21 protein-coding genes are annotated in these 25,561 nt (G+C 60.1%); 14 read left to right on the top strand and 7 right to left on the bottom strand.

Annotated elements, in window-relative coordinates; genetic code table 11:
- Nucleotides 1-31: 31 nt before the first annotated feature.
- Complete coding sequence (gene betT, locus ACIGDJ_RS07810) at nucleotides 32-1,993, bottom strand: choline transporter BetT (RefSeq protein ID WP_160768576.1); 1,962 nt, start codon at nucleotides 1,991-1,993, stop codon at nucleotides 32-34.
- 407 nt (nucleotides 1,994-2,400) lie between these two features.
- Nucleotides 2,401-3,327: a serine O-acetyltransferase EpsC gene (gene epsC, locus ACIGDJ_RS07805; protein ID WP_101156892.1), complete on the bottom strand. Its 927-nt coding sequence runs from the start codon at nucleotides 3,325-3,327 to the stop codon at nucleotides 2,401-2,403.
- Nucleotides 3,328-3,517: 190 nt separating this feature from the next.
- Here epsC and ACIGDJ_RS07800 point away from each other — a divergent pair, with 190 nt between their 5' ends.
- The 13 genes from ACIGDJ_RS07800 to ACIGDJ_RS07740 all read left to right on the top strand — a co-directional run bounded on the left by ACIGDJ_RS07800 (nucleotide 3,518) and on the right by ACIGDJ_RS07740 (nucleotide 16,591).
- Nucleotides 3,518-4,510: a D-cysteine desulfhydrase gene (locus ACIGDJ_RS07800; RefSeq protein ID WP_397478567.1), complete on the top strand. Its 993-nt coding sequence runs from the start codon at nucleotides 3,518-3,520 to the stop codon at nucleotides 4,508-4,510.
- Nucleotides 4,511-4,816: 306 nt separating this feature from the next.
- Nucleotides 4,817-5,617 (top strand): cystine ABC transporter substrate-binding protein, encoded by an 801-nt coding sequence (tcyJ, locus tag ACIGDJ_RS07795; RefSeq protein WP_101156896.1) that lies wholly within the window; start codon nucleotides 4,817-4,819, stop codon nucleotides 5,615-5,617.
- On the top strand, nucleotides 5,617-6,339 hold the full coding sequence (tcyL, locus tag ACIGDJ_RS07790; RefSeq protein ID WP_256589696.1) for a cystine ABC transporter permease: 723 nt from the start codon (nucleotides 5,617-5,619) through the stop codon (nucleotides 6,337-6,339). Before tcyJ ends, tcyL begins: the two co-directional genes overlap by 1 nt.
- A 4-nt stretch (nucleotides 6,340-6,343) precedes the next feature.
- Complete coding sequence (gene tcyN, locus ACIGDJ_RS07785; RefSeq protein ID WP_101156898.1) at nucleotides 6,344-7,093, top strand: L-cystine ABC transporter ATP-binding protein TcyN; 750 nt, start codon at nucleotides 6,344-6,346, stop codon at nucleotides 7,091-7,093.
- A gap of 462 nt (nucleotides 7,094-7,555) precedes the next feature.
- On the top strand, nucleotides 7,556-8,320 hold the full coding sequence (locus ACIGDJ_RS07780) for a hypothetical protein (protein ID WP_101156900.1): 765 nt from the start codon (nucleotides 7,556-7,558) through the stop codon (nucleotides 8,318-8,320).
- Nucleotides 8,321-8,581: 261 nt separating this feature from the next.
- Complete coding sequence (locus ACIGDJ_RS07775; protein WP_397478568.1) at nucleotides 8,582-9,823, top strand: SfnB family sulfur acquisition oxidoreductase; 1,242 nt, start codon at nucleotides 8,582-8,584, stop codon at nucleotides 9,821-9,823.
- Between the two features lie 26 nt (nucleotides 9,824-9,849).
- Nucleotides 9,850-11,043 (top strand): SfnB family sulfur acquisition oxidoreductase, encoded by a 1,194-nt coding sequence (locus tag ACIGDJ_RS07770; protein WP_397478569.1) that lies wholly within the window; start codon nucleotides 9,850-9,852, stop codon nucleotides 11,041-11,043.
- Entirely contained in the window at nucleotides 11,043-12,401 is a 1,359-nt protein-coding gene (locus ACIGDJ_RS07765; RefSeq protein ID WP_397478570.1) for an LLM class flavin-dependent oxidoreductase, read from the top strand. Before ACIGDJ_RS07770 ends, ACIGDJ_RS07765 begins: the two co-directional genes overlap by 1 nt.
- Before the next feature lie 119 nt (nucleotides 12,402-12,520).
- The gene (locus tag ACIGDJ_RS07760) at nucleotides 12,521-13,330 is read left to right on the top strand and encodes a MetQ/NlpA family ABC transporter substrate-binding protein (RefSeq protein ID WP_397478571.1); all 810 of its coding nucleotides are present in this window, start codon (nucleotides 12,521-12,523) and stop codon (nucleotides 13,328-13,330) included.
- Nucleotides 13,331-13,332: 2 nt separating this feature from the next.
- Nucleotides 13,333-14,454: a methionine ABC transporter ATP-binding protein gene (locus ACIGDJ_RS07755; RefSeq protein WP_397478572.1), complete on the top strand. Its 1,122-nt coding sequence runs from the start codon at nucleotides 13,333-13,335 to the stop codon at nucleotides 14,452-14,454.
- Entirely contained in the window at nucleotides 14,444-15,088 is a 645-nt protein-coding gene (locus tag ACIGDJ_RS07750) for a methionine ABC transporter permease (RefSeq protein ID WP_065261159.1), read from the top strand. Before ACIGDJ_RS07755 ends, ACIGDJ_RS07750 begins: the two co-directional genes overlap by 11 nt.
- Nucleotides 15,089-15,500: 412 nt before the next feature.
- Entirely contained in the window at nucleotides 15,501-15,857 is a 357-nt protein-coding gene (locus ACIGDJ_RS07745) for a DUF6124 family protein (protein ID WP_042608557.1), read from the top strand.
- A 104-nt stretch (nucleotides 15,858-15,961) separates the two neighbouring features.
- Nucleotides 15,962-16,591, top strand: a complete 630-nt coding sequence (locus ACIGDJ_RS07740; protein WP_101156914.1) for a bifunctional 2-polyprenyl-6-hydroxyphenol methylase/3-demethylubiquinol 3-O-methyltransferase UbiG — start codon at nucleotides 15,962-15,964, stop codon at nucleotides 16,589-16,591.
- A 90-nt stretch (nucleotides 16,592-16,681) separates the two neighbouring features.
- On the opposite strand, the gene ACIGDJ_RS07735 is transcribed toward ACIGDJ_RS07740, so the two are convergent.
- The 3 genes from ACIGDJ_RS07735 to ACIGDJ_RS07725 are packed head-to-tail and all read right to left on the bottom strand — an operon-like array spanning nucleotide 16,682 to nucleotide 21,896.
- Complete coding sequence (locus ACIGDJ_RS07735; RefSeq protein WP_056787048.1) at nucleotides 16,682-19,735, bottom strand: efflux RND transporter permease subunit; 3,054 nt, start codon at nucleotides 19,733-19,735, stop codon at nucleotides 16,682-16,684.
- Nucleotides 19,732-20,796, bottom strand: coding sequence for an efflux RND transporter periplasmic adaptor subunit (locus tag ACIGDJ_RS07730; RefSeq protein ID WP_076565023.1), 1,065 nt, complete (start codon nucleotides 20,794-20,796; stop codon nucleotides 19,732-19,734). Before ACIGDJ_RS07730 ends, ACIGDJ_RS07735 begins: the two co-directional genes overlap by 4 nt.
- Nucleotides 20,793-21,896 (bottom strand): efflux RND transporter periplasmic adaptor subunit, encoded by a 1,104-nt coding sequence (locus ACIGDJ_RS07725; protein WP_397478573.1) that lies wholly within the window; start codon nucleotides 21,894-21,896, stop codon nucleotides 20,793-20,795. Before ACIGDJ_RS07725 ends, ACIGDJ_RS07730 begins: the two co-directional genes overlap by 4 nt.
- 146 nt (nucleotides 21,897-22,042) lie before the next feature.
- Between ACIGDJ_RS07725 and ACIGDJ_RS07720 the strand changes: the two genes are divergently transcribed.
- Complete coding sequence (locus tag ACIGDJ_RS07720; RefSeq protein ID WP_397478574.1) at nucleotides 22,043-23,203, top strand: AAA family ATPase; 1,161 nt, start codon at nucleotides 22,043-22,045, stop codon at nucleotides 23,201-23,203.
- 438 nt (nucleotides 23,204-23,641) lie between these two features.
- Here the strand turns inward: ACIGDJ_RS07720 and ACIGDJ_RS07715 are convergent, their stop codons facing one another.
- Both ACIGDJ_RS07715 and ACIGDJ_RS07710 read right to left on the bottom strand, forming a co-directional pair.
- On the bottom strand, nucleotides 23,642-24,439 hold the full coding sequence (locus tag ACIGDJ_RS07715; protein ID WP_016772222.1) for a MetQ/NlpA family ABC transporter substrate-binding protein: 798 nt from the start codon (nucleotides 24,437-24,439) through the stop codon (nucleotides 23,642-23,644).
- 167 nt (nucleotides 24,440-24,606) lie between these two features.
- Nucleotides 24,607-25,539 carry a sigma 54-interacting transcriptional regulator gene (locus ACIGDJ_RS07710; RefSeq protein ID WP_312998188.1) on the bottom strand — a complete coding sequence of 311 codons (933 nt, stop codon included), beginning with the start codon at nucleotides 25,537-25,539 and terminating at the stop codon, nucleotides 24,607-24,609.
- Nucleotides 25,540-25,561 lie beyond the last annotated feature (22 nt).

Below are 25,561 nucleotides of genomic sequence, written 5' to 3'. Positions count from 1 at the left end.
GCCTTGAAAAGACCCGGCGCTCAGCCGCCGATCAACGCACCAGATGCAGGAACTGCATGTGCCGTTCGTACTGGTCGAGGATGTCGTTGATGATCTGCTCTTTGGTGTAGCCGACCAGATCGTAGTCCTGACTGCCCTCGCTCAAATGCACTTCGGCGCGGTAGTAGCGGCGGTTGTTGAGTTGTTTCGAACCCATGCCTCCGCGCGCGAACGATGGCGTGAAGTAGCCGCGCATCTGCACTTGATAGATGAATGGATGTTGCTCGCCATGACCGATTTCCAGGCTGACGTTGTCATGCGCCGGATCCGGCTGGGTGACCACGTGCAGACCTTTTTCGACGAACACGGCGGTCACTTCCTCGATCGCCGGGCGCACCGTGCTTTCCATGAAGCGATACACCTCGTCGCGCGACGGGAAGTGCACGGCCTGACTCAGGCGCTGGCGCCAGCCGCCAGTGCCGCGCCGTGAACCGGACACCGGCGCCAGCGAATGCAGCTGCGCGATCTGCTTCTGCGATTCCAGATAGAACGCCTTGTGCAGGCCCCACATCATCAGCAGCAGAATCAACGAGAACGGCAACGACGTGAGGACAACCGCTGACTTGAGTGCATCGATGCTGCCGGAGAACAGCAGCGCACTGGTGATCAGTGCAGTCATCGCGCCCCAGAACACCCGCAGCCATTTCGGCCCGTCTTCATCCGGGTTACCGCCCTTGGCCGACAGGGTCGAGAGCACGACGGTGCCGGAGTCCGCCGAGGTGACGAAGAACACGAAGCTGATGAACACCGTCACGGCGATGACGGTTTTGCTCCACGGATAGGTTTCCAGCAACAGATAAATGCTCATCGACGGATTGTCGATGGCCGACATGCCCAGTGCGCTCATGCCGTGATTGAGGACTTGATCGAGGGCGCTGTTGCCGAAGATCGACATCCACGCCAGGGTGAAACCGAGCGGGATCAACAGCACACCGAAGACGAATTCACGAATGGTGCGACCACGGGAAATCCGTGCGATAAACAGGCCCACGAACGGCGACCATGCAATCCACCAGGCCCAGTAGAACACTGTCCAGCCACCCAGCCAGTCGCTCGGCTTGTCATAGGCGTAGAGGTCGAAACTCTTCATCGGCAGGGCGCCGAGGTAGTCGCCAACGTTCTGGATCAGCGTATTGAGCAGGTGCTGCGTGGGCCCGGCAAACAACACGAACAGCAGCAACCCGCAGGCCAGCAGCATGTTGATATCGGACATCACCCGCACGCCTTTATCAACGCCGGAGACGGCAACGATGATCGCCGCGCCCATCATCAGGGTGATCAGGCCGACCTGAATCCACTGGGTATGAGCGATACCGAATAGATAGTCGAGACCGGAATTGAGGTGCAGCACGCCAAAGCCCATGTCGGCACCGAGGCCGAACACCGTGGCGATGATGCCGAAGCCATCGACCGCGTAGCCGATCGGGCCGTTGATGCGTTTGCCGATCAGCGGATACAGCGCCGAGCGTAGCGCCAGCGGCAGGTTGTGACGGTAAGCGAAATAGGCGAGCGCCATGCCGACGAAGGCGAACACGCCCCAGCCATGCAGACCCCAGTGCAGAAACAGAATCTGCATCGCTTGCCGCGCGGCATCAGCCGTGCCGGCCTCGCCCTGCGGCGGCTGCAGCATGTGCGTCAGCGGTTCGGAGACGCAGAAGAAGAACAGCGTGATGCTGATCCCGGCGGCGAACAGCATGCCGGCCCAGGACAGGTAACTGAATTCGGGCTCGTCGTGGTCGGCACCGAGTTTTATCTTGCCGTAGCCGGATAAGGCGGTGACCACCACGAAGACCAGATACAGGGTCATCGCGAGCATGTAGTACCAGCCGACCGTATTGGCCGCCCAGTTTTGCGCTTCCAGCAACCAGGCGCCGGCCTGCTCGGGGATGGCGATGACGACAAGACCAAACAGCAAAATGACCGTCGCGGCGAAGTAGAACACCGGCGGATTCATGCGCACCAGACCGCTGGCGGGGGGAGACGATGCACTCATGAAACGTGCACCTCGAGGGGTTGAAACGTGGCTGAAATGATCGGACTCAGCAAAGGCAAGCCTCCTGTTGTGAGCGGGCAGCGAACCACCGGTTTAACTTGAATGAACGTTCAAGTTAAACATGAATGCGGTGGTAAGGACTAATCGCAGGGCTGGGCGGTAGGTTTCCTACAGCGCCCAAGGAGGGATATGACGCGGGTCTGAGGGGATTTGTTCAACAGCAAAATGCCTGATGCCCGAACCTGTAGGAGCTGCCGAAGGCTCGGGCCGCGTTCGGACGATCTTTTGATCTTGATGTTTAAAAGCAAAGATCAAAAGATTGCAGCCTCGTTTCACTCGTCAGCTCCTACAGGTCGCATGTTTGCAGGCTATTTTTGCGTCCCGTCATCATGCTGCAGATTCGCCTGGGTCAGATTCGCCCCCGCCGGCACGCTGCGCGTCAGCCACACGTTGCCGCCAATGGTCGATCCCTTGCCGATGGTGATCCGCCCCAGAATCGTCGCTCCGGCATAAATCACCACATCGTCTTCGACGATCGGGTGGCGCGGATGGCCCTTCTGCAATTGCCCGTCCTCATCGGCCGGGAACCGCTTGGCGCCCAACGTGACGGCCTGATAAATGCGCACGCGCTCGCCAATGATCGCGGTTTCGCCAATTACTACGCCGGTGCCGTGATCGATAAAAAAACTGCGGCCGATCTGCGCGCCAGGGTGGATATCGATGCCCGTCGCCGAGTGGGCGATCTCCGCGCTTATCCGCGCCAGCAAAGGCAAACCGGCACGGTATAAATGGTGCGCCAAGCGGTGGTGAATCACCGCAAGAATGCCCGGATAGCACAGCAGCACCTCATCAACACTGCGCGCCGCCGGGTCGCCGTGGTAAGCCGCCAGCACATCGGTATCGAGCAGTGTGCGCAACCCCGGCAAGGCCAAGGCAAAATCTTGCACGATCCGAATGGCCCGAGCCTCGACTTCACTGTCATCCTGCGCGCTGTGTCGAGCGACGTAACGCAGCTCCAGGCGCGTCTGTGCCAACAAAGCATTCAGCGCAACATCGAGCGTGTGCCCGACGTAGAAATCTTCACTTTCTTCACGTAGATCAACTGGCCCCAAACGCATCGGGAACAGCGCGCCGCACAACGCCTCAAGGATTTGCGCCATCGCCGCCCGGGACGGCAATTCGCGGCCACCCTGCTCTCCTGAAGCCCGACCATTCTGTGCACGCCACTGATCCCGTGCGCTACGCAGTTGGCTGACGACGGTCTGCAATTGCCAATGGCTGGAACGCTCGCTCACGGTAAAGACTCCTCACGGGCGGCCGGACTGTCTGGCCGCGTCAACGGCGCCTACTTTACGGCATGCCCTGGCCGACGAATTAAGAACCGATAGTGCTGGCCTCAGTCCATTTGGCTATAAGCGATTGGCGGTTGCCCGGGTAAAAACGCGTGCCTATAGTCCTCTCATTCTTTTGCGCCAGTACAGACTCATGATCAAACAACAGCTGCAACGCTTTACCCGTCTCGACCTGCTGAGCCATCCCACGCCACTGGAAAAACTCGAACGCTTGTCCGCCTGGCTCGGCCGCGAGGTGTACATCAAGCGCGATGACCTGACGCCGCTGGCCATGGGCGGCAACAAGCTGCGCAAACTCGAATACCTTGCCGCTGATGCGCTCGCGCAGGGCGCCGACACGTTGATTACCGCCGGTGCGCTGCAATCGAACCACGTTCGTCAGACCGCTGCGCTGGCCGCCAGGCTCGGTCTCGGTTGTGTGGCGCTGCTGGAAAACCCGCTGGGCACGGACGACGGCAATTACACCGGTAACGGCAACCGGCTGCTGCTCGATCTGTTCGATACCAGGGTCGAGATGGTCGACAACCTCGACAATGCCGACGAACAACTGGCCGCCCTCGCCGCGCGTTTGCGCAGCAACGGCAAGAAGCCGTATCTGGTGCCGATTGGCGGCTCCAATGCGCTCGGTGCTTTGGGTTATGCGCGCGCCGGGCTGGAGTTGGCTGAGCAGATCAAGGACAGTGGCCTCGATTTCGCCGCAGTCGTGCTGGCGTCTGGCAGTGCCGGGACTCACAGTGGTCTGGCGCTGGCGCTGAGTGAGGCGCTGCCGCAACTGCCTGTGATTGGCGTCACGGTTTCGCGCAGTGAAGAAGATCAGCGGCCGAAGGTGCAGGGTTTGGCCGAGCGCACGGCAGAGCTGCTTGGCGTCGAGGTGCCGGGCAACTTCAAGGTCGAGCTGTGGGATGAATATTTCGGCCCGCGTTATGGCGAACCGAATGCCGGCACACTGGCGGCGGTGAAACTGTTGGCGGGTCAGGAAGGTCTCTTGCTTGACCCGGTCTACACCGGCAAGGCGATGGCCGGTCTGCTCGACGGCATTGGCCGGCAGCGCTTCGATAACGGCCCGATCATCTTCCTGCACACCGGTGGCGCGCCGGCGTTGTTTGCTTACAAGGATTTCCTGTAACTGATCGTTCCCACGCTCCGCGTGGGAATGCAGCCCGGGACGCTCTGCATCCCTTCCAGAGCTGGAACGTGGCGTGCCTTGAAGCATTCCCACGCCGATCGGGGGAACGATACTTATGCAAGAAAGGAATAACAGTTTTGATATTGAGTATTTTCAAGTCTATAAACGACATCATATAGTCTCGCCGCAGGCGAATTTCGGGCGAGACGCATAAGCTGCTTTAAGGCAGGATAGCGCTGTCGTTCAAATCACCCATTTGCCTACATTTCCTTAAGCGTCTTCCATAAGAAAACACAGGGGCTTGTCATGAATTTTTCCGCACTACGTCGCACTCTGCTGGTCGGTTCGCTGGGTCTGGCCCTGAGCGCCGGCCTGATCGGTCAGGCAGTGGCCGGCGAGCAGCTGCAACAGATCAAGGACAAAGGCGTTCTCAACGTCGGCCTGGAAGGCACTTATCCACCGTTCAGTTTCGTTGACGAGAACGGCAAGCTGTCCGGTTTCGAAGTCGAGCTGTCCGAAGCGCTGGCGCAAAAACTCGGGGTCAAGACCAAGATCCAGCCAACCAAATGGGACGGCATCCTCGCCGCGCTGGAGTCCAAGCGTCTGGACTTGGTGGTCAACCAGGTCACCATCTCCGACGAGCGCAAGAAGAAGTATGACTTCTCCGAACCGTACACCGTCTCCGGCATTCAGGCTCTCGTGCTGAAAAGCAAAGAGTCGGCCCTGAACATCAAGACCGCCGCCGACCTGTCCGGCAAGAAGGTCGGTGTAGGCCTGGGCACCAACTACGAACAATGGGTTCGCGCCAACGTGCCGGGTGCAGACGTGCGTACATACGACGATGATCCGACCAAGTTCGCCGACCTCAACAACGGCCGTATCGACGCCATCCTTATCGATCGTCTGGCCGCACTTGAGTACGCCAAGAAAGCGCCAAAAACTGTCGCTGCCGGTGAAGCTTTCTCCCGTCAGGAGTCCGGCATCGCCCTGCGCAAAGGCGAGCCTGAATTGCTGGCTGCGGTGAACAAGGCACTCGACGAACTGCGTGCTGACGGTACCCTTGAAAAACTGTCGAAGAAATACTTCAACGCAGACGTCACTAAATAATGGAAGCTGGTTTTCAATTCGGATTCGGACTGGACTTCCCACAGTTGAGCCAGCAGATCGCCGAAACCACAGCCCTGCTCGTGAACTCCGCGCCCTTTCTGCTAAAGGGCGCGTATTTCACAGTCGTTCTCAGCCTCGGCGGTATGTTTTTCGGATTGGCGCTGGGCTTCGCTCTGGCGCTGATGCGCCTGTCGCGGTTCAAGCTGCTGAGTTGGCTAGCTCGCGTTTATGTGTCGTTCTTTCGCGGCACGCCGCTGCTGGTGCAACTGTTCGTCATTTATTACGGCTTGCCGCAACTGGGCATGGAGCTTGATCCCTTGCCGGCAGCGCTGATCGGCTTTTCGCTGAACATGGCCGCCTACGCCTGTGAAATCCTGCGAGCTGCGATCGGTTCGATCGAACGCGGTCAATGGGAAGCCGCTGCGAGTATCGGCATGACCCGCGCGCAGACCCTGCGCCGGGCCATCCTGCCGCAAGCGATGCGCACGGCGTTGCCGCCGCTGGGCAACAGCTTTATTTCGCTGGTCAAGGACACGGCGCTGGCCGCGACCATTCAGGTGCCGGAGCTGTTCCGTCAGGCTCAGCTGATCACCGCCCGGACTTTCGAAGTCTTCACCATGTATCTTGCCGCCGCACTGATCTACTGGATTCTGGCCACGGTGCTTTCGCACTTCCAGAACAAGTTGGAAGAGCGTGTCAATCGGCATGACCAGGAGTCCTGATCCGATGATTGTCGTGGAAAAACTGACCAAGCAATTCAAGGGTCAGGTCGTGCTCAATGGCATCGACCTTGAGGTAAAGGAGGGCGAAGTCGTCGCGATCATCGGCCCCAGTGGCTCGGGAAAAACGACGTTCCTGCGCTGCCTGAATTTCCTTGAAGAACCCACCAGCGGCCGGATCAAGGTCGGCGATATCGAAATCGATACCCGCCGCCCGCTGAACCAGCAGCAGGGTCTGGTGCGCAACTTGCGCCAACACGTCGGCTTCGTGTTCCAGAACTTCAATCTGTTCCCCCATCGCACCGCCCTGGAAAACGTCATAGAAGGCCCGATCGTGGTCAAGAAGATGCCTCGCGATCAAGCGATTGCCCTGGGCAAAAAGCTGCTGACCAAAGTCGGCCTGGCGGGCAAGGAAGACGCTTATCCGCGTCGTCTCTCCGGTGGGCAGCAACAGCGCGTGGCGATTGCCCGGGCGCTGGCGATGGAGCCGGAAGTGATTCTGTTCGACGAGCCGACCTCGGCACTCGACCCGGAACTGGTCGGCGAAGTGCTGGCGACCATTCGCGGTCTTGCCGAAGAAAATCGCACCATGGTGATTGTCACTCACGAGATGGGCTTTGCCCGTGACGTGGCCAATCGCGTGGTGTTTTTCGACAAGGGCGTCATTGTCGAGCAAGGTGAAGCAAAAGCACTTTTTGCCAATCCGAAAGAAGAACGCACTCAACAGTTTCTTAGCAAGTTTCTCAACCACGCCTGAGAACTACCGGTGCAATCCTGGCCAACTTCCACGGATGGAAGTTACGCCTTTCTCCTATTACTCGAATCGTTTGAACATTTGTTACTCAGTGCGCGGATATACATTGCGCAATGGTTCCACTCATCCATGAACGCTCACACATCCACACACGCTTGCCCAAGTTCAAACCCTTAAAAAATGCGGCCGAATCGGCGTTTTCCTGTAGCCCTCTTTACTACTGCGCCTAGGCTTAATACCTCAGTGACGTAGGAACTTTCTGATTAACCTGTAATTCACAGATTAACTAATCCCTTCTATTGACACCCCTCTCCGCAGACTTTTATCTAGTCGGCAACCGGCGCTACTTAGTTCAAACAATCCGCACTAATGCTGAGTAAATACTGGTCCTTTTATTGCCAGTTGATTCGCGCCTTTTGTTTTCCAGAAACGGATTTCGCTGCGAGACTTCAAGGAGAGAAACCGATGACCCGCATTTCGCACACCCCCGAACTTGCAGCGCCAACGCTGGTATGCGCACAAAAAACCGGCATCAACCTGGCGACAGCGGCCCACCTGCTGATCGATGTGTCGCCCTATCCCGACATGGACGTTGGCGACCTGATCGAACTGTTCTGGAACAAATGTTATGTCGCGTCAAAAGTCCTGAGCGCGGCCGATGTGGGCGACTCGGTCAGCCTGCGCGTACCGGAGAGTTTCATCACTAACGGCACCGCGCGCATTCACTACCGGGTGATGCAGGTCGGCCAGGGCCCGGCGTTGTCGGCCGCGACCCGGGTGCAGGTCAAACTCGATTGCCCGGGTGGTCAGCCCACTGCGCAATGCGAAGACGAAAACCAGCGACTGGCGCCCGTGGTCATCCCCGAAGCGATCCGCCGTCAGGGCGTGAACCCCAGCCAGATCAAACGCGGCGTACCGCTGACCATCGAGCCTTATCTGAACATGGCCGAAGACGACGCCATCACGTTGCGCTGGGGCGATACACGCATGGACCTGGCGCCGATTACGGCCGCCGATGTCGGGCTGCCGATTCAGGTCTGGGTGCCACCGGCGGTGATTGTCGAAGCAGGCGAAGACCTGCGGCTGGATGTGACGTACTGCATCCTCGATCGGGTCGGCAACAATTCACGCTGGGCGCCGCCGCGTACGTTGAAAATCGGTTGTGTGAATTCATATGTGAAAGTCCCATTGAAGCCCGAATTCAAGGCCGCCGAAACGCGCGCCAAATGAGTTCCGGTCGGGGTGAGAGGCACGTCCTCTCACTTGCAACACGTTGACCAGCCCGAACATCCCCCCTTCTATGCATATTCCTAAAAGTTAGTTTATTTAATTTTTATACGCGATTAGGGTATATGCACCGGACCACCGGACATTCTTTCATTCATCGCGCTTCGCGACGTTTTTCTTGAAATGTGAGGTAGGTATGGTCCGGAACACAATCACCCCAGTGCAGATCGCCAGGGCATTGCGTGCAGCCAGGGAGCGGCACTGATGTCCAGTCTTGCAGATGCAAACGTGCAGTCCGATCTGGATATCGCCCCACTGTTGTTGCCCGCGCAAGTACTGCGCAACGACGCTCAAGCGATCAAGGCCGCCCACGAGCTGGCGCAAGCCGCCCGTGTGCAGGCGGCCAAACGCGACCGCCAGCGAAAACTGCCGTGGTCGGAAATCGAACAATTCACCCGCAGCGGACTCGGTAGCATTGCCATCCCGCGTGAATACGGAGGCCCGCAGGTTTCCTTCGTCACGCTGGCCGAAGTCTTCGCGATCATTTCCGCCGCCGACCCGGCGCTCGGGCAGATTCCACAGAACCAGTTCGGCATCATCAATCTGGTGCTCGGCAGCGCCACCGAAGCACAGAAAAAGCAGTTGTTCCAGAGTGTTCTGGAAGGCTGGCGCATCGGTAATGCCGGCCCGGAACGCGGCACAAAAAACACGTTGGAACTCAAAGCGCGAATCACCGCCGATGGCGACGGTTACCTGATCAACGGCCAGAAGTTCTACTCCACCGGCGCGCTGTTTGCACACTGGGTCGCGGTGAAAGCGCTCAATGATGAGGGCAAGCAGGTACTGGCTTTTGTTCGTCGCGGCACCCCCGGTTTGCGCATCGTCGATGACTGGTCGGGCTTCGGCCAGCGCACCACCGCCAGCGGCACGATCCTGCTGAACAACGTGCGCGTCGAGTCGAGCCTGGTCATCGACAACTGGAAGATCAACGAGAAGCCGAATACCCAAGGCGCAGTGTCGCAGCTGATTCAAGCGGCGATCGACGCCGGCATCGCCCGTGGCGCCATTGACGACGCCATCGAATTCGTCAAAACCCGCGCGCGACCATGGATCGATGCCAAGGTCGAGCGCGCCAGCGATGACCTCTACGTGATCGCCGATATCGGCAAACTGAAAATCGAACTGCACGCCGCCGAAGCGCTGCTGCGCAAGGCCGGCAAAGTCCTCGATCAGGTCCACGCCGCGCCGCTGACCGCCGAATCCGCCGCACGCGCTTCGATCGCCGTGGCTGAGGCGAAAGTGCTGACCACCGAGATCTCGCTGCTGGCCAGCGAGAAGCTCTTCGAACTGGCCGGCAGCCGCGCGACCCTCGCCGAATTCAATCTCGACCGTCATTGGCGCAACGCCCGCGTGCACACCCTGCACGACCCGGTGCGCTGGAAGTATCACGCGGTCGGCGCCTATCGCCTGAACGGCACCTTGCCGGCTCGCCATTCCTGGATCTGAGACGACCAGACATCTGGAGGAAAAACATGACGCTTTCCCATCACGTCGCGGTCATCACCAGCGATGAGCAAGCCCTGATTGTTGCCAGCGACCTGGCCGAAGACTTCAAACGCGACAGCGCGATCCGCGACCGCGAACGCCGCCTGCCCTTGGCGGAACTGGAAGTGTTTTCCCGCTCTGGCCTGTGGGGTATCAGCGTGCCAAAAAAATACGGCGGCGCGGACGTATCCAACGTCACCCTGGCCAAGGTCATTGCTCTGATTGCGCAGGCCGACGGCTCGCTGGGGCAGATTCCGCAGAACCATTTCTACGCACTGCAAGTACTGCGCGTGAATGGCAGCGATGAACAGAAACAGCGTTTGTACGCCGAGGCCCTCGCCGGCCAACGCTTCGGCAATGCACTGGCGGAGCTGGGTACCAAAACCGCTCACGACCGCGTCACCCGTCTCACCCGCGACGGCGCTGGTTATCGCATCAACGGTCGCAAGTTCTACTCGACCGGAGCGATTTACGCGCAGCGCATTCCGACGTCGGTGGTCGATGAAAACGGCGTACAGCAACTCGCGTTCGTCCCCCGCAACAGCAAAGGTCTGACCGTGATCGACGACTGGAGCGGCTTTGGCCAGCGCACCACCGGCAGCGGTTCGGTGGTGTTCGAAGACGTCTATGTCGGGGCTGAAGACGTGCTGCCGTTTCAAAGTGCTTTCGAACGGCCGACCACGGTCGGCCCGCTGGCACAAATTCTTCACGCCGCTATCGACACCGGGATCGCCCGCGCCGCTTACGAAGACGCTCTGCATTTCGTGCGCAGCAAAACCCGTCCGTGGATCGATTCCGGCAATGACAAGGCCACCGAAGATCCGCTGACGCTGAAAAGCTTCGGCCACCTGAGTATCCGCCTCCACGCCACCGAAGCCCTGCTTGAACGCGCCGGCGAATTTCTCGACGCCGCACAGGCTGACACCACCGCCGAAACTGTTGCAGCGGCCTCGATCGCGGTCGCCGAAGCACGCGCAATCAGCACGGAAATCTCTCTGGCGGCGGGCAGCACTTTGTTCGAACTGGCCGGCAGCCAGGCCACCCTCGCCGAACACGGCCTCGACCGCCACTGGCGCAACGCCCGTGTGCACACGTTGCACGACCCGGTGCGCTGGAAGTATCACGCGGTGGGCAATTACTACCTCAACGATGAAAACCCTCCGCTGCGAGGGACGATCTGATGGGCGCTGCGAAAAAGAAGATCCTGCTCAACGCGTTCAACATGAACTGCATCGGCCACATCAACCACGGTTTATGGACGCATCCGCGCGACACCTCGACGCGCTACAACACCATCGAATATTGGACGGAACTGGCGCAATTGCTGGAGCGCGGGCTGTTCGATGGCTTGTTCATCGCCGACATCGTCGGCGTCTACGATGTTTATCAGGACTCGGTGGACGTCACGCTGAAAGAGTCGATCCAGTTGCCGGTCAACGACCCGTTGCTGCTGGTGTCGGCAATGGCTGCAGCGACCAAAAACCTCGGCTTCGGCCTCACCGCCAATCTCACTTACGAGCCGCCGTACCTGTTTGCCCGGCGCATGTCGACGCTTGATCATCTGAGCCGTGGCCGGGTCGGCTGGAACATTGTCACCGGTTACCTGGACAGCGCCGCCAAGGCCATGGGTCTGCGTGAACAGGTCGAACATGACCGCCGCTACGACCAGGCCGAAGAATATCTGCAGGTGCTGTACAAGCTCTGGGAAGGCAGCTGGGAGGACGGCGCGGTGCTCAACGACCGCGAGAAGCGCATTTACGCCAATCCGGAGAAAGTCCACAAGGTCGAGCACAAGGGCGAGTTCTATCAGGTCGAGGGCTATCACCTCTGCGAGCCTTCACCGCAGCGTACGCCGGTGTTGTTTCAGGCCGGCACCTCCGATCGTGGATTGCTGTTTGCCGGGCGTCACGCCGAGTGCGTATTCATCAGCGGCCAGAACAAACCGTCGACCAAGGTGCAGGTCGACAAGGTCCGTGCCAGCGCCGTTGAAGCGGGGCGCAATCCTCAAGACATCAAGGTGTTCATGGGCCTCAATGTGATCGTCGGCACCACTGAAGCAGCGGCGTGGGCCAAGCATGCCGAGTACCTCAGCTACGCCAGCGCCGAAGCCGGCGTGGCGCATTTTTCCGCGTCCACCGGTATCGACTTTGCCCAGTACGAAATCGACGAACCGATCCAGTACGTGAAGAGCAACGCCATTCAATCGGCGACGAAAACCCTGCAGAACAACGACTGGACCCGGCGCAAATTGCTCGACCAGCACGCCCTCGGTGGCCGCTACATCACCGTGGTCGGCTCGCCCGAGCAAGTGGCGGATGAACTGGAATCGTGGATCGCCGAAACCGGGCTGGATGGCTTCAACCTGACCCGCATCGTCACGCCGCAAAGCTATGTCGATTTCATCGAACTGGTGATTCCAGAGCTGCAGCGGCGCGGTTCGTACAAAACCGCGTATGACCGCGGGACCTTGCGCGAGAAGTTGTTTCACGGTGAGGCGCAGTTACCCGAGCAACACACCGGCTCCGCCTTTCGTCGCTAAAAGCTTCGCGAGCAAGCCCGCTCCCACAGGGCTACGCATTCCAGAATGTGGGAGCGGGTTTGCTCGCGAAGAGGCCCGACCAGACACCCAAAATTTATGCACTGACTGGAAAAACCACCATGACCAGAAAAATCCTGTCCCACCCAGTCAAAGCACTGGCCCTGGCCTTCGGCCTGTTCAGCTCGGCGGTGTTTGCTGGCGATGCGCCGCTGAAAATCGGCACCACCGCAGCGTTTGCGATTCCGCTGGAAGCCGCCGTCGAAGAAGCCTCCAGGCAAGGCCTGAAAGTCGAACTTGTGGAATTCACCGACTGGATCGCGCCCAACGTCAGCCTCGCCGCTGGCGACATCGACGTGAATTATTTCCAGCACATCCCGTTCCTGGAGAACGCCAAAGCCGCGTCAGGTTTTGATCTGGTGCCGTTCGCCCCGGGAATCATCAACAACGTCGGCCTGTATTCCAAGAAGTACAAAAGCTTCGATGAGCTGCCCGAAGGCGCCAGCGTTGCCATCGCCAACGACCCGATCAACAGCGGTCGCGGCCTGCAATTGCTCGCCAAGGCCGGGTTGATCACCCTGAAACCGGGTGTAGGCTACAAGGCCACCGAGGACGACATCGTCGCCAATCCGAAGAACATCAGGATCCTTCAGGTCGAAGCCGTGCAACTGGTGCGCGCTTACGACGACGCTGACCTGGTTCAGGGTTACCCGGCCTATATTCGTCTGGCGAAGACGTTCGATGCCGGCTCGGCGCTGCTGTTCGACGGTCTCGATCACAAGGAATACGTGATCCAGTTCGTCATCCAGCCGAAGAGCAAAACCGACCCGCGCCTGATCAAGTTCGTCGACATCTATCAGCACTCGCCGGCGGTTCGTGCGGCGCTGGACAAGGCCCACGGCAAGCTCTACCAGGCCGGTTGGGAAAGCTGAACATGACTGCCGCCATCCAACGGCGACTGGAGCTTCCAGAGCCACACAACGCTGAAAAAACCGAGCTGCACCCCGAGCTGAATCGCGCCCACGTACGCTTTATCGGCGTGGGCAAAACCTACAACGGCCGGCAAGGCCCGGTCGCAGCGTTGCAGGGCGTCGACCTGGCGATTCAGCGCGGTGAAGTGTTCGGCATCATCGGTCGCAGCGGCGCCGGCAAGTCGTCGTTGATCCGTACGATCAATCGTCTTGAGCAACCGACTTCGGGCCGTGTGCTCATCGATCAGGTCGACATCGGCGGATTCGACGAACACCGTCTCGTCGCATTGCGTCGGCGCATCGGCATGATCTTCCAGCACTTCAATCTGATGTCGGCCAAGACTGTCTGGCAGAACGTCGAATTACCGCTGAAAGTGGCCGGTGTGCCGAAGGAACAGCGCGAGAACAAGGTTCGCGAACTGCTAGAGCTGGTCGGCCTGCAAAGCAAGCACACAGCCTATCCGGCACAACTCTCCGGTGGGCAGAAACAGCGTGTCGGTATCGCCCGCGCCTTGGTGCATGACCCGGACATTCTGCTCTGCGATGAAGCGACATCGGCGCTCGACCCGGAAACCACGCAGTCGATCCTCGGCCTGCTGCGCGAGATCAACAAACGCCTGGGCCTGACCATTGTGCTGATCACTCACGAGATGGCGGTGATCCGCGAGATCTGTGACCGCGTCGTCGTGCTTGAGCATGGCCATGTGGTCGAGCAAGGGCCGGTGTGGCAAGTGTTCGGCAATCCGCAACACGCAGTCAGCCAGACCCTGCTCGCGCCGCTGCAACACGCCTTGCCGGAAGAACTGCAAAGCCGTTTGCAGGCGCAATCAACGGTTTCTGATGCCGCTGCTGTATTGCGTTTGCAGTTCACCGGCAGCGCCGCTGATGAACCGGATCTGGCCGCGTTGTTCGCGGCATTGGGTGGCCGAGTGAAGCTGCTTCAGGGCGGTGTGGAACGGATTCAGGGTCATGCGCTGGGGCAGCTGTTGCTGGCCGTCAGCGGCTCGGCTTTGAGCACCGAACAATTGCGTGAACGCGCCGGACAGTGGGCGCAACGGGTCGAGGTCTTGGGTTATGTGGTTTGATCGCTTGCTGCAGGGTTTTATCGACACCTTCCTGATGGTCGGCGTGTCGTCGCTGATCGCGCTGCTGGCGGGTATTCCCATGGCGGTGATTCTGGTTACCAGCGACAAGGGCGGGATCTACGAAGCGCCGGTGTTGAACCGGGCCTTGGGCGCCTTCGTCAATCTGTTCCGCTCGATCCCGTTTCTGATTCTGATGGTCGCGCTGATTCCGTTCACTCGTTTGATCGTCGGCACGACCTATGGCGTGTGGGCCGCGGTGGTGCCGCTGACAATCGCGGCAACGCCGTTTTTTGCGCGGATCGCCGAAGTCAGCCTGCGCGAGGTCGATCATGGCCTGATCGAAGCCGCGCAGGCGATGGGTTGCCGACGCTGGCATATCGTCTGGCATGTGCTGTTGCCCGAGGCCCTGCCTGGAATCGTCGGGGGCTTCACCATCACTCTGGTGACAATGATCAATTCATCCGCCATGGCCGGTGCAATTGGTGCGGGCGGGCTGGGGGATATCGCTTACCGCTACGGCTATCAGCGCTTCGACAGCCAGATCATGTTGACGGTGATTGTCTTGCTGGTGGCGTTGGTGGCGGTAATTCAGTTGGGTGGCGACAGGCTGGCGCGGGGGCTGAATAAGCGCTAAGGTCGATAGCGGCAGGTGGCCATCAACCAAGCCCATGTGATTGCAGTTTTTTGGGCAATGCCCTTAGCGAAAATCAGATGTTTCCTACGCAAATTTTATCGTTTCGCCAGCCCGAACCACGCGGCTTTGCAGGACGATTCCTAGAATGATTTGCCCGCTTGTACCCGAAATACCCTGTAGCTAATCTCCGGTCGTCACTGTTTTGCGGTGACCGGATTCAGTTGTCCGGATTCGCTGGGCGTGCAGTCAGGCCTGACCTCGGCAGAGGCGTTAGCTGTCCGATGTTGGCTGCATGCAGGGCACTTTCGGGTGCGCCGATGACCGGCGGCCGGCGACTGATCCACGTGCAGCCGCCGTCCTGCTCGTTTACTCGCGAAATGGTTGGCTCCCACTTGAAGTCAGGAGTTTACCCATGGAAAAAAATCTTGCCGATCCGCCACTCAGCCTTACCTCCAGCAAGCGGTTCACCGAGGATTTGCTCAAGGACCGCTCTGCACTGTGCCGCGCCGTTGATTCGCATCTGGCCGGCACTCAGGTCACGTTGGCGGGACAGAAACGCGTCTACAGCATCAGCGAAGATGTGACGCTGGAAGACGCGCAGTTGTACGTCGCCGACCTGCTGCGCTGCGCCTCGGTGACCGTCCATCAATGCGGTGACCAGCTTGGGGGCGCGGATCGAGCCATGGTGTTCTCGGTCTGGCATCTGCTGGAGATGGCCAAAGCGATGATGGACCGTTCGATCGATTGCCTGGGAGCCAAGCAGCTCTGAAGTCTGGCACTCATGGCCGCCTGCACTGGCACCAGCGCAGGCGGCGTTTTTTTGCCCGCGAAAAAGCTTATAGTCCGCTCTCTCATCGCCATACAGCATCGACCATGAAACAGACGCCCAGCGACCTCGAACAGATCACCGCCACGACCCTTGGTCATTACAACTCAGTGGCCGAGGATTTCCGTGAGGGCACTCGCGACCACGATGTCAGCCAGAATATCGAGGCTTTGCTGCGCCACATTCAGGCTGATTCGCCGTTGACGATTCTCGATTTCGGCTGCGGCCCCGGGCGGGACCTGCAGACGTTCACGCGCATGGGCCACGTCGCGATCGGCCTCGATGGCTCGCAGGAGTTTGCGCGCATGGCCCGCGAGGACAGCGGCTGCGAAGTCTGGCAGCAGGACTTTCTCAAGCTTGATCTGCCGGCGGAACGCTTTGACGGGATTTTCGCCAATGCCGTGCTGTTTCATGTGCCGTTGCAGGTATTGCCGCACGTGTTGCAGCAATTGCACGGCACCTTGAAACCGGGCGGCGTGTTGTTCAGCTCCAATCCGCGCGGGGACAACCGCGAAGGGTGGAATGGGCCGCGTTATGGCTCGTACCACGATCTCGACGCCTGGCGCGCTTTGCTGACAGCGGCAGGCTTTGTCGAGCTTGAGCACTATTACCGACCCGCCGGGTTGCCGCGCGAGCAGCAGCCGTGGCTGGCGAGCGTGTGGCGTCGAGTTGATTGAAGATCAAAAGATCGCAGCCTTTGGCAGCTCCTGCGTTGGAATGCGTTTCCCTGTAGGGGCTGCCGTTGGCTGCGATCTCTGGTTCTTGCTTCAGGAAGATTCCTTTTCAGGCTCGCGAATCTTGTACCAGGCCACATACAGCGCCGGCAGAAACAGCAGCGTCAGCAACGTCGCCACCACGATCCCGCCGATCATTGCGTAGGCCATCGGGCCCCAGAACACTTCGCGAGCGATCGGGATCATGCCCATGCTCGCCGCCGCAGCGGTGAGCAGAATCGGCCGGCGCCGGTGCTCGGTCGCTTCCACTACCGCATCCCATGGCGCGTAGCCCTTCTGCTCGAACTCATCGATCTGCGTCACCAGAATCACCGAATTGCGGATGATGATGCCGATCAGCGCGAGAATCCCCAGGATTGCCACGAAGCCCATCGGCGTGCCGGTCGGCACCAGCGCCAGAACCACGCCGATCAGTCCCAGCGGTGCAACACTGGCGACCAGGAACATCTTCTGCACGCTGTGCAACTGGATCATCAGGAACGTTGCCATCAGGAACAGCATCAATGGCAAGACCTTGGCAATCGGCCCCTGCGCCTTGCCGCTTTCCTCGACCGTACCGCCGGTGGCGACCTTGTAGCCGACGGGCAGTTTCGACGCAAAAGCATCAATCGACGGCTTGAGCAGTTTCACCAGGTCGGTCGGCTGAATCTCGTCGCGCACCGAGGCCTTGATGGTGATGGTCGGTAAGCGATCGCGCCGCCACACCAGCGGCTGCTCCAGCTCATAGCGCACGGTGGCGAACGCCAGCAGCGGAATCGAGGTGCCGCTCGGCGTGACGATCTGCAGGTTCTGCAGGGTTTCCGGCGTACCGCGTTCGGAATCCACCGCGCGACCGACCACGTTGATCAGGTAGATATCGTCATCCACTTGAGTCAATGGCGAGCCGCTGACGATGCTGTTCATCAGGTTGGCGACGTCTTCGGAGGACAACCCGAGTTGCCGCGCCTTGTCCTGAGCGATATCGATGCGCAGGACTTTGCCCGGCTCGTTCCAGTCGTAAATGATCTCGCCAATGTGCGGGTTCTTGTCCAGTTCGGTGGCCAGGTCGATGGCGTGTTTGCGCACCTGATCGACGTCCTTGCCGCTGACCCGGTACTGGATTGGACGCCCTACCGGCGGGCCCATCTCCAGGGCCTGGACGTAGCTGCCGATGCCGACGAAGTCCTTGTGCAAGCGCTCGCGCAGGCGCTGGCTCAGTGCCTCGCGGGCTTCGAAATCCTTGCTGACGATCACCAGTTGCGCGTAGTACGGGTTTTGCAGTTGCTGGTCCAGCGGCAGGTAGAAACGGATCGCGCCCTGACCGATGTAAGTGCTCCAGCGCACGATGTCCGGGTCGCCCTTGAGCGTCGCTTCGAGCTTGTCCACGGCTTTGCGGGTTTCGTCGATCGAGGCGTTTTGCGGCAGGTTCAGGTCAACCAGAATTTCCGGGCGATCCGAAGCGGGGAAGAACTGGTTCTGCACGAAACGCATGCAGAACACCGCCAGCACGAACAGCAGCACGGTGACGCCGATCGCCCACCAGCGATTGCGCATGGCCCACAACAGGCCGCCGTTGAACGCCCGACCAACGCGACCCGGCTCGGCGTCATGGGCCTTCACCTTGTCACTGAGGATATGCACGCCGATCACCGGCGCGAAGAACACCGCGACCACCCACGAGACGATCATCGCTACGGCGATCACCGCGAACAGCGTGAAGGTGTATTCACCCGCCGAACTGGCATTGAGGCCAATGGGCACAAAACCGGCGACGGTCACCAGCGTACCGGTGAGCATCGGGAATGCGGTCGAGGTGTAGGCGAACGTCGCCGCCTGCTCCTTGCTCTCGCCCATTTCCAGGCGCGTGACCATCATCTCTACGGTGATCATCGCGTCGTCCACCAGCAGACCGAGGGCAATGATCAATGCGCCGAGGGAAATCCGCTGCATGGTGATGCCGCTGTACTCCATGAACACGAATACCATGGCCAGCACCAGCGGAATCGAGCAGGCCACCACCAGACCGGCGCGCACGCCGAGGCTGATGAAACTCACCACCAGCACGATGATGACCGCTTCGAACAGCGCGCTGGTGAAACCGCCGACGGCCTCTTCCACCACCACCGCCTGATCGGAAACGGTGTGCACGCCGACGCCGACCGGCAAGTCAGCGGTGAGCTGGTCGATGCGCTCGTGCAGCGCCTTTCCGAATTCCTGAACGTTGCCGCCCTTCTGCATGGCAATCGCCAGGCCGATCGCCGGTTTGCCGTCGAAGCGGAATTCCGGTGTCGCCGGATCGACGTAGCCACGGCTGATCTCGGCGATGTCGGCCAGACGATAGAAGCGATCGTTGAGTTTGAGATTGACCTCGGCCAGATCTTTCTCCGACTCGAACTGGCCCGAGGTGCGCACGGAGATCCGCTCCGGCCCCGCCTCGATCACCCCGGCCGGAGTCACCGCGTTCTGCGATTGCAGGCTCTGCACCACCTGGCGCTGGTCGATACCTAACGCTGCGAGTTTGCGCGTGGAGAAGTTCAGGTAAATCGTTTCGTCCTGCTGGCCGACCATTTCGATCTTGCCCAGCCCCGGCACGTTGCGGATTTCGGCGCGCGCCTGTTCCACGTAATCGCGCAATTGACGCATGGTCAGGCCATCGGCGGTGAAGGCGTAGACCGAGCCGTACACGTCACCGAACTCATCGTTGAACCCCGGCCCCTGAATGCCCTGGGGAAACTGGCCGCGAATATCGTCGATCTTCTTGCGCACCTGGTACCAGATTTGCGGGATGTCCTCAGCGCTGGTGGTGTCGCGCAGGTACACGTACACCGTCGACTCGCCGGGGCGGGTGTAGCTTTTCACGTAGTCGAGGGAATCGAGCTCTTCGAGTTTTTTCTCGATGCGGTCGGTGACCTGCTTGAGGGTTTCTTCCTGGGTCGCGCCGGGCCATTTGGTCTGGATCACCATGGTCTTGATGGTGAAGGACGGGTCTTCTTCGCGGCCGAGATTGAAGTACGAGAACACCCCCATCAGCAGCCCGACGAACATCAGATACCACACGAAAGACTGGTGCTTGAGGGCCCATTCGGAGAGGTTGAAAGAGCCTTTCATTGACTGTCCTCGTCAAGTTTTACCGATTGTCCGGGTTTGAGACTGTTGACGCCGGCGCTGACCACGCGCTCGCCGTTTTGCACGCCACCGGCCAGCACCACACTGTTGTCGCCACGGCTGACCACGCTGACGTCGCGCGGGTTGACGGTTTTGTTTTGCGTATCGATCACCCAGATTCGGGGTTTGCCATCGACTTCCTGCAACGCCGTCAGCGGCAGTTCGATGCGCGGCTTGATCGCCGAGCTGAGGGTCACGCTGATCGCGGTGCCGAGGCGGAAACCGTCCGGCGTTTCCGACAGGGTCAGGCGCGCGCGGCGGGTGCGCGTGGCGCTTTGTGCCTGGGGCTCGATCTCGCGGATGATCGCCGTGGTGTTGATGCTCGGGTCGAGCTGCGCAGCCACCGAGAACACCACGTCGCTGGGCAACTGATCGACCAGGGTATCGGGCAGATCGATCACCGCTTCCTTGATGTCCGGTTGCGCCAGCGTCACCACTTGTTGCCCGGCAGTTACCACTTGCCCGGCTTCGGCGTTCCACGCGGTGACTACGGCTTTGTGATCGGAGCGCAGCTCGGTGTAGCTCAGTTGATCCTTGCTCTGGCTGACCGCCGCGCGTGCCTGATCGAGCGAGGCCTGAGTGGTTTTCAGATCGGTGTTGGCGACGTCCAGTTGCGCCTGCGCACCGACGCCGCGATCAAACAGCGCTTGCTGGCGACGTGCGTTGGCCTGGGCGTTGATCAACTGCGCCTGGATCCTGGCCAGATCGCCTTGGGCCGAACGCAACTGGTTCTGCTGATCGGACGGATCGAGGGTGGCGAGCAAGGTGCCCTTCTGCACCTCGGCGCCGACATCGACGTTACGACTGGCTATGCGGCCGCCGACGCGGAAACCGGTGTTGCTCTCGTAGCGCGCCTGAATGCTGCCGGCAAAGCGTCCGAGGCTTTCTTCGTTCAGCGCTTTGACCGTGACCGACAGCACCGGACGTACCGGTTCCGGCGGTGTTTCCTTTTCCGAGCAGGCGCCCAGCAGCAGCGCCATGCACAACAGGCCGAGGCGCTTCATGGCTGCGCTCCCGGTTGCAGATCCTTGTAGGTGTTTTCGGCAATCTCGACTTTCATGCCGGGGTGCAGCAACTGGCCGCCGGCGACAATGACTTTCTCGCCGCCCTTGAGGCCTTCGCTGATGATCACTTTGCCGGTCAGGTAACGGCCGACCGTGACCGTATGCAACTGCGCTTCGCCTTTGTCATCGACCAGCCACACCGCCGGGTCGCTGATGTTTTTTGTCAGCGCCGACCAGGGCAGTTCCACCGCCGATTTGCCGGTGCCCTTGGCGGTGGCACTGACCACCGAACCGAGCTGCATGCCCGGCGGCAGCTTGTCGAGGCTGACCTTGACCTGCACGGTGCCCGATTGCGCCGACACCGACGGCGTGATCTCACGCACGGTGCCGGTGGTTTTGATCTCGGGATTGTCGAGCAGGCTGACCACGATCGAACGATCGGACGGACGCTCGGCCAGCAGCGATTCGTAGACATTGAACACCGCGTCGCGGTCGCCATCGCGGGCGAGGCTGAAAATCGGCGCGGTGGCCTGCACTACCTGGCCGACTTCGGCCTGGCGCTCGGTGATCACCCCGGGTGCATCGGCGATCAGCGCGGTGTAGCTGAGCTGGTCCTTGGCGTTGGCCAGCTGCGCCTGCGCCGCGCTCAATGCGCTCTGGCTGCTGCGCAGCGCGGCTTGTGCCGAATCGTATTCGCTCTGGCTGGTGTAGCCCTTGGGCAGGAGTTTTTGCTGACGTACGAAAGCGGCTGCCGCTTGCTTCACGCGGGCCTGTTCGGCGACGACCTGGGCCTGAGCGGAATCGACGTTGGTCTGCAGATCTTTCGGATCGAGTTTGGCCAGCACCTGCTTGGCGGAGACGCGGTCGCCGACATCGACCATGCGCTGGATGATCTTGCCGCCGACGCGAAATGACAGCTGGGTCTGCACCCGCGCCTGCACATCACCGGTGAGGGTCACCGCGGCGGCGTAGTTGGCCGGTTCGACCTCTTGCACAAAGACCCGTGGCAAGTATTCCTGAGCAGGTTTCTTGTCGCCGCATGCGGTGAGCAACGCCATGGCGCTCACGGCCATCAGCACTTTCAATCCGGGACCCTCCATGCACACTCCTTGGCCTTAAATGCTGCTGTCGAGACGATACGACTTCAGAGCTTAGAACAGGGTTCCACGGTTGCGGACGCCAACACCAGATTTATCTCATTAAAGGTATGCTGCCCGCGTATCGCAGCGACCCGGAGAAGGATTTCATGCTCAACATCCTGGCGGTGGCCAATTACCGCTCGATCAACAAACTGGTGATTCCGCTCGGGCGCCTGAACCTGATTACCGGGCCCAACGGCAGCGGCAAGTCCAACCTCTACCGCGCCTTGCGCCTGCTGGCCGAAACCGCACAGGGCGGCGTGGTCAATGCGCTGGCGCGTGAGGGCGGGCTGGAATCGACGTTCTGGGCCGGGCCGGAAACCATCAGCCGACGCATGCGCAACGGTGAGGTGGCGATCGAGCCGACGGTGCGCCACGGCGTGAAAAGGTTGCGCCTGGGATTCGCCGGCGAGGATTTCAGTTACGCCATCGGCCTGGGTCTGCCGGAGCCGAGCACTTCATGCTTTTCCCTCGACCCGGAAATCAAGCGTGAGTGCATCTGGGCCGGCCCGGTGTTCCGCCCGGCGAGCCTGCTGGTCGATCGCAACGGTCCGATGATCCGTGCCCGCGAAGGTCGCGCATGGGATGTGCTGGCGCAACACACACCGAACTTCGACAGCCTGTTCGATCAGGTCGGCAATCTGCGCAGCTCGCCGGAAGTGTTCCAGATGCGCGAATTCATCCGGCGCTGGCGCTTTTATGATCACTTTCGCAGCGATGCCGACGCGCCGGTGCGTCAGCCGCAACTGGGCACTCGTACGCCCGTGCTGCACCACGACGGCCGCGATCTGGCGGCAGCCTTGCAGACGATTATCGAAATTGGCGATCCGCAAGCACTGAGCGCGGCGATCAGCGACGCGTTCCCCGGCGCGCGGCTGAACATTGCACTGTTGGCCGGTGGCCGTTTCGCTATCGAGTTTTATCAGGAAGGCTTGTTGCGACCGCTGTCAGCGGCAGAACTGTCGGACGGCACCTTGCGTTATCTGCTGCTGATTGCCGCTCTGCTGACGCCACGACCGCCATCGCTGATGGTGCTCAACGAACCGGAAACCAGCCTGCACCCGGACCTGCTGCCGGCGCTGGCACGGCTGATCATTCGCGCTTCGGAGCAGTGTCAGGTGTGGGTCGTATCCCATGCACGGCGATTGATCTCGGCGTTGCAGGAAGACCCGGAATGCAATTGCATCGTGCTGGAGAAGACGTTGGGACAGACCGGGATTGTCGGGCAGCGGGTGCTGGATGAGCCGGCGTGGCAGTGGCCGGATTGAGCGGTGACGGCACAATCGCTTGCTTAAAACAACGTTCTGCGGGTTTGCCGGGAACGAATAAGACGGCTATTTTTCTTTGCGCTGTAGGACGGATCTTTTTTTCATGAAAGACCTCCAAGGAACCACAGCTTTTGGCCAGACTCTCCGGCCCATCCATCACAAGGAAGAACAACATGGACGTAAAAGTGCCGCAGCGGCTGGATCCGCAGGACATTGTGAAATTGTTAAGGGCGTTGCGCCGGGCGTTGAAGACGCAGGTGGCCTGAAGCAAGGGCCAGATCAAAAGATCGCAGCCTGCGGCAGCTCCTACTGGAGACCGCATTCCCGTGGAGGAGCTGCCGCAGGCTGCGATCTTTTGTCTGTACGCACAAAAACGCCGATGACCATCACTGGCCATCGGCGTTTTCACGTCTGAAGCGGATTTACTCAAGCGTCAGATCAGAACGCCGGCAGCACCGCGCCGCTGTACTTCTTCTCGATGAACGCTTTGACTTCCGGGCTGGTCAGCGCTTTGGCCAGTTTCTGGATCGCGTCGCTGTTCTTGTTGTCCTCGCGGGCAACGAGGAAGTTCACGTACGGCGAGTCAGCGCCTTCGATCACCAGCGCATCTTTCTGCGGATTAAGCTTGGCTTCCAGCGCGTAGTTGGTGTTGATCATGTCCAGATCAACTTCTTTCAGCACGCGCGGCAGCAGGGCCGATTCCAGTTCCTTGAACTTGAAGTTGTGCGGGTTCTTGGCGATGTCTTTCGGCGTGGCCAGAGCGTTTTTCGGATCTTTCAGTTCGATCAGGCCAGCCTTCTGCAACAGGATGAGTGCGCGGCCGCTGTTGCTGCCTTCGTTGGGGATGGCGATGGTCGCGCCGTCCGGCAGTTCAGCCAGGGTCTTGTACTTGCTCGAGTAGCCACCGAACGGTTCAACATGAACGCCCTGCACGGTCACCAGATACTTGGATTTGTCGTCCTTGTATTTGCCCTGGTTGAAGCTGTTCAGGTAGGGCAGGGTCTGGAAATAGTTGGCATCCAGACGCTTCTCGCCAACCTGTACGTTCGGTTGCACGTAGTCGGTGAAAACCTTGATCTCCAGATCCACGCCTTCTTTGGCCAGGGTCGGTTTGATCAGCTCAAGGATTTCAGCGTGGGGCACCGGCGTCGCGGCAACCACCAGTTTCTCACCGGCGTTGGCGAAAGAAGCCGTCAGCGCAGCCGCCAATGCGGTAAACAACAGAACCTTTTTCATGCAGTGTCCTTATCGAAAATCACGGTCGTCATCGACGACGGCATTTAATACGTGTGCCAGTGAAGTGATATCGCTGGCGTGAGGCGGACAATACCCGGATTTTTTATTCCCGGACAATAACGTTTATTCAGCTTCATATTCCATTTTGTTCATGTTGAAGAAAATGTTCACACCGCCTCGCTCAAGCGAATCAGCCAATCTTTCAAGGCCTTACGCTCTGCACTGCTACCACCTATATGGGTCTGCCTGACCAGACGTTCGATCTGAACCTGCGGCGCAGACGCGTCAGGCAGGTTCAGGTGTTCCGGCAGGATCTCGTCGCCGGTGCTGACCAGCAGAGCAAAGTGAATGACATTTTCCAGCTCGCGGGTGTTGCCAGGCCAGCTGTGTTCTTCAAGCACGTTCTGCGCGGCTTCGCTGATCAGCGGCACGGGCAAGTCGAGACGCTGGCTGTAGATGCCGAGGAAATATTCAGCGAGCGAGAGGATATCGCCGGTGCGCGCGCGCAAGGCTGGCAGCTCGAGATGACCTTCGCTGAGGTAGTGATAGAGTCGCTCGTGGAATTTCCCGGCATCCACAGCCTGGGCCAGATCGATGCTGGTCGCCGCAACCAGGCGTACATCCACCGGACTTGGCTGATGCGCACCGACACGGGTGACTTCGTGGTTTTCCAATGCCGCGAGCAATTTGACCTGGATCGGCAGCGGCAAGTCGCCGATTTCGTCGAGGTACAACGTGCCGCCATTGGCCGAACCAAACCAGCCGGCGCGACTGCTGGCCGAACCGCTATGACTGCCGGCGGCGTAGCCGAACAGTTCGGCGTCGGCGTAGGTCGGGCTGATCGCGCCGCAGTTCACCGAAACGAACAGACCGCTGCGGTCACTGGCGCGATGGATATGCCGGGCGAGCAACTCCTTGCCCGTGCCGGTCTCGCCACGGATCAAAATCGAGATCGAGCGCGGTGCCAGTTGCTCCAGCTCTTCACGCAATTGCCGCGAGCGGGGATCGACAAACACCAGCGCTTTGGCGCGAATGCTCAGGGGGCTTTTTTCCGCATCGGGAAAGGTCAGCAAGGGCTGACCGAAGGTTTCCAAACTCATGGCAGGCTCCCGCCCAAAACCG

The sequence above is a fragment of the Pseudomonas sp. NPDC079367 genome (genome assembly GCF_044542195.1).
Classification (GTDB): Bacteria; Pseudomonadota; Gammaproteobacteria; order Pseudomonadales; family Pseudomonadaceae; genus Aquipseudomonas.
Note: the sequence above shows the minus strand (reverse complement) of the source record. Positions and strands in the feature narration are given on the sequence as shown.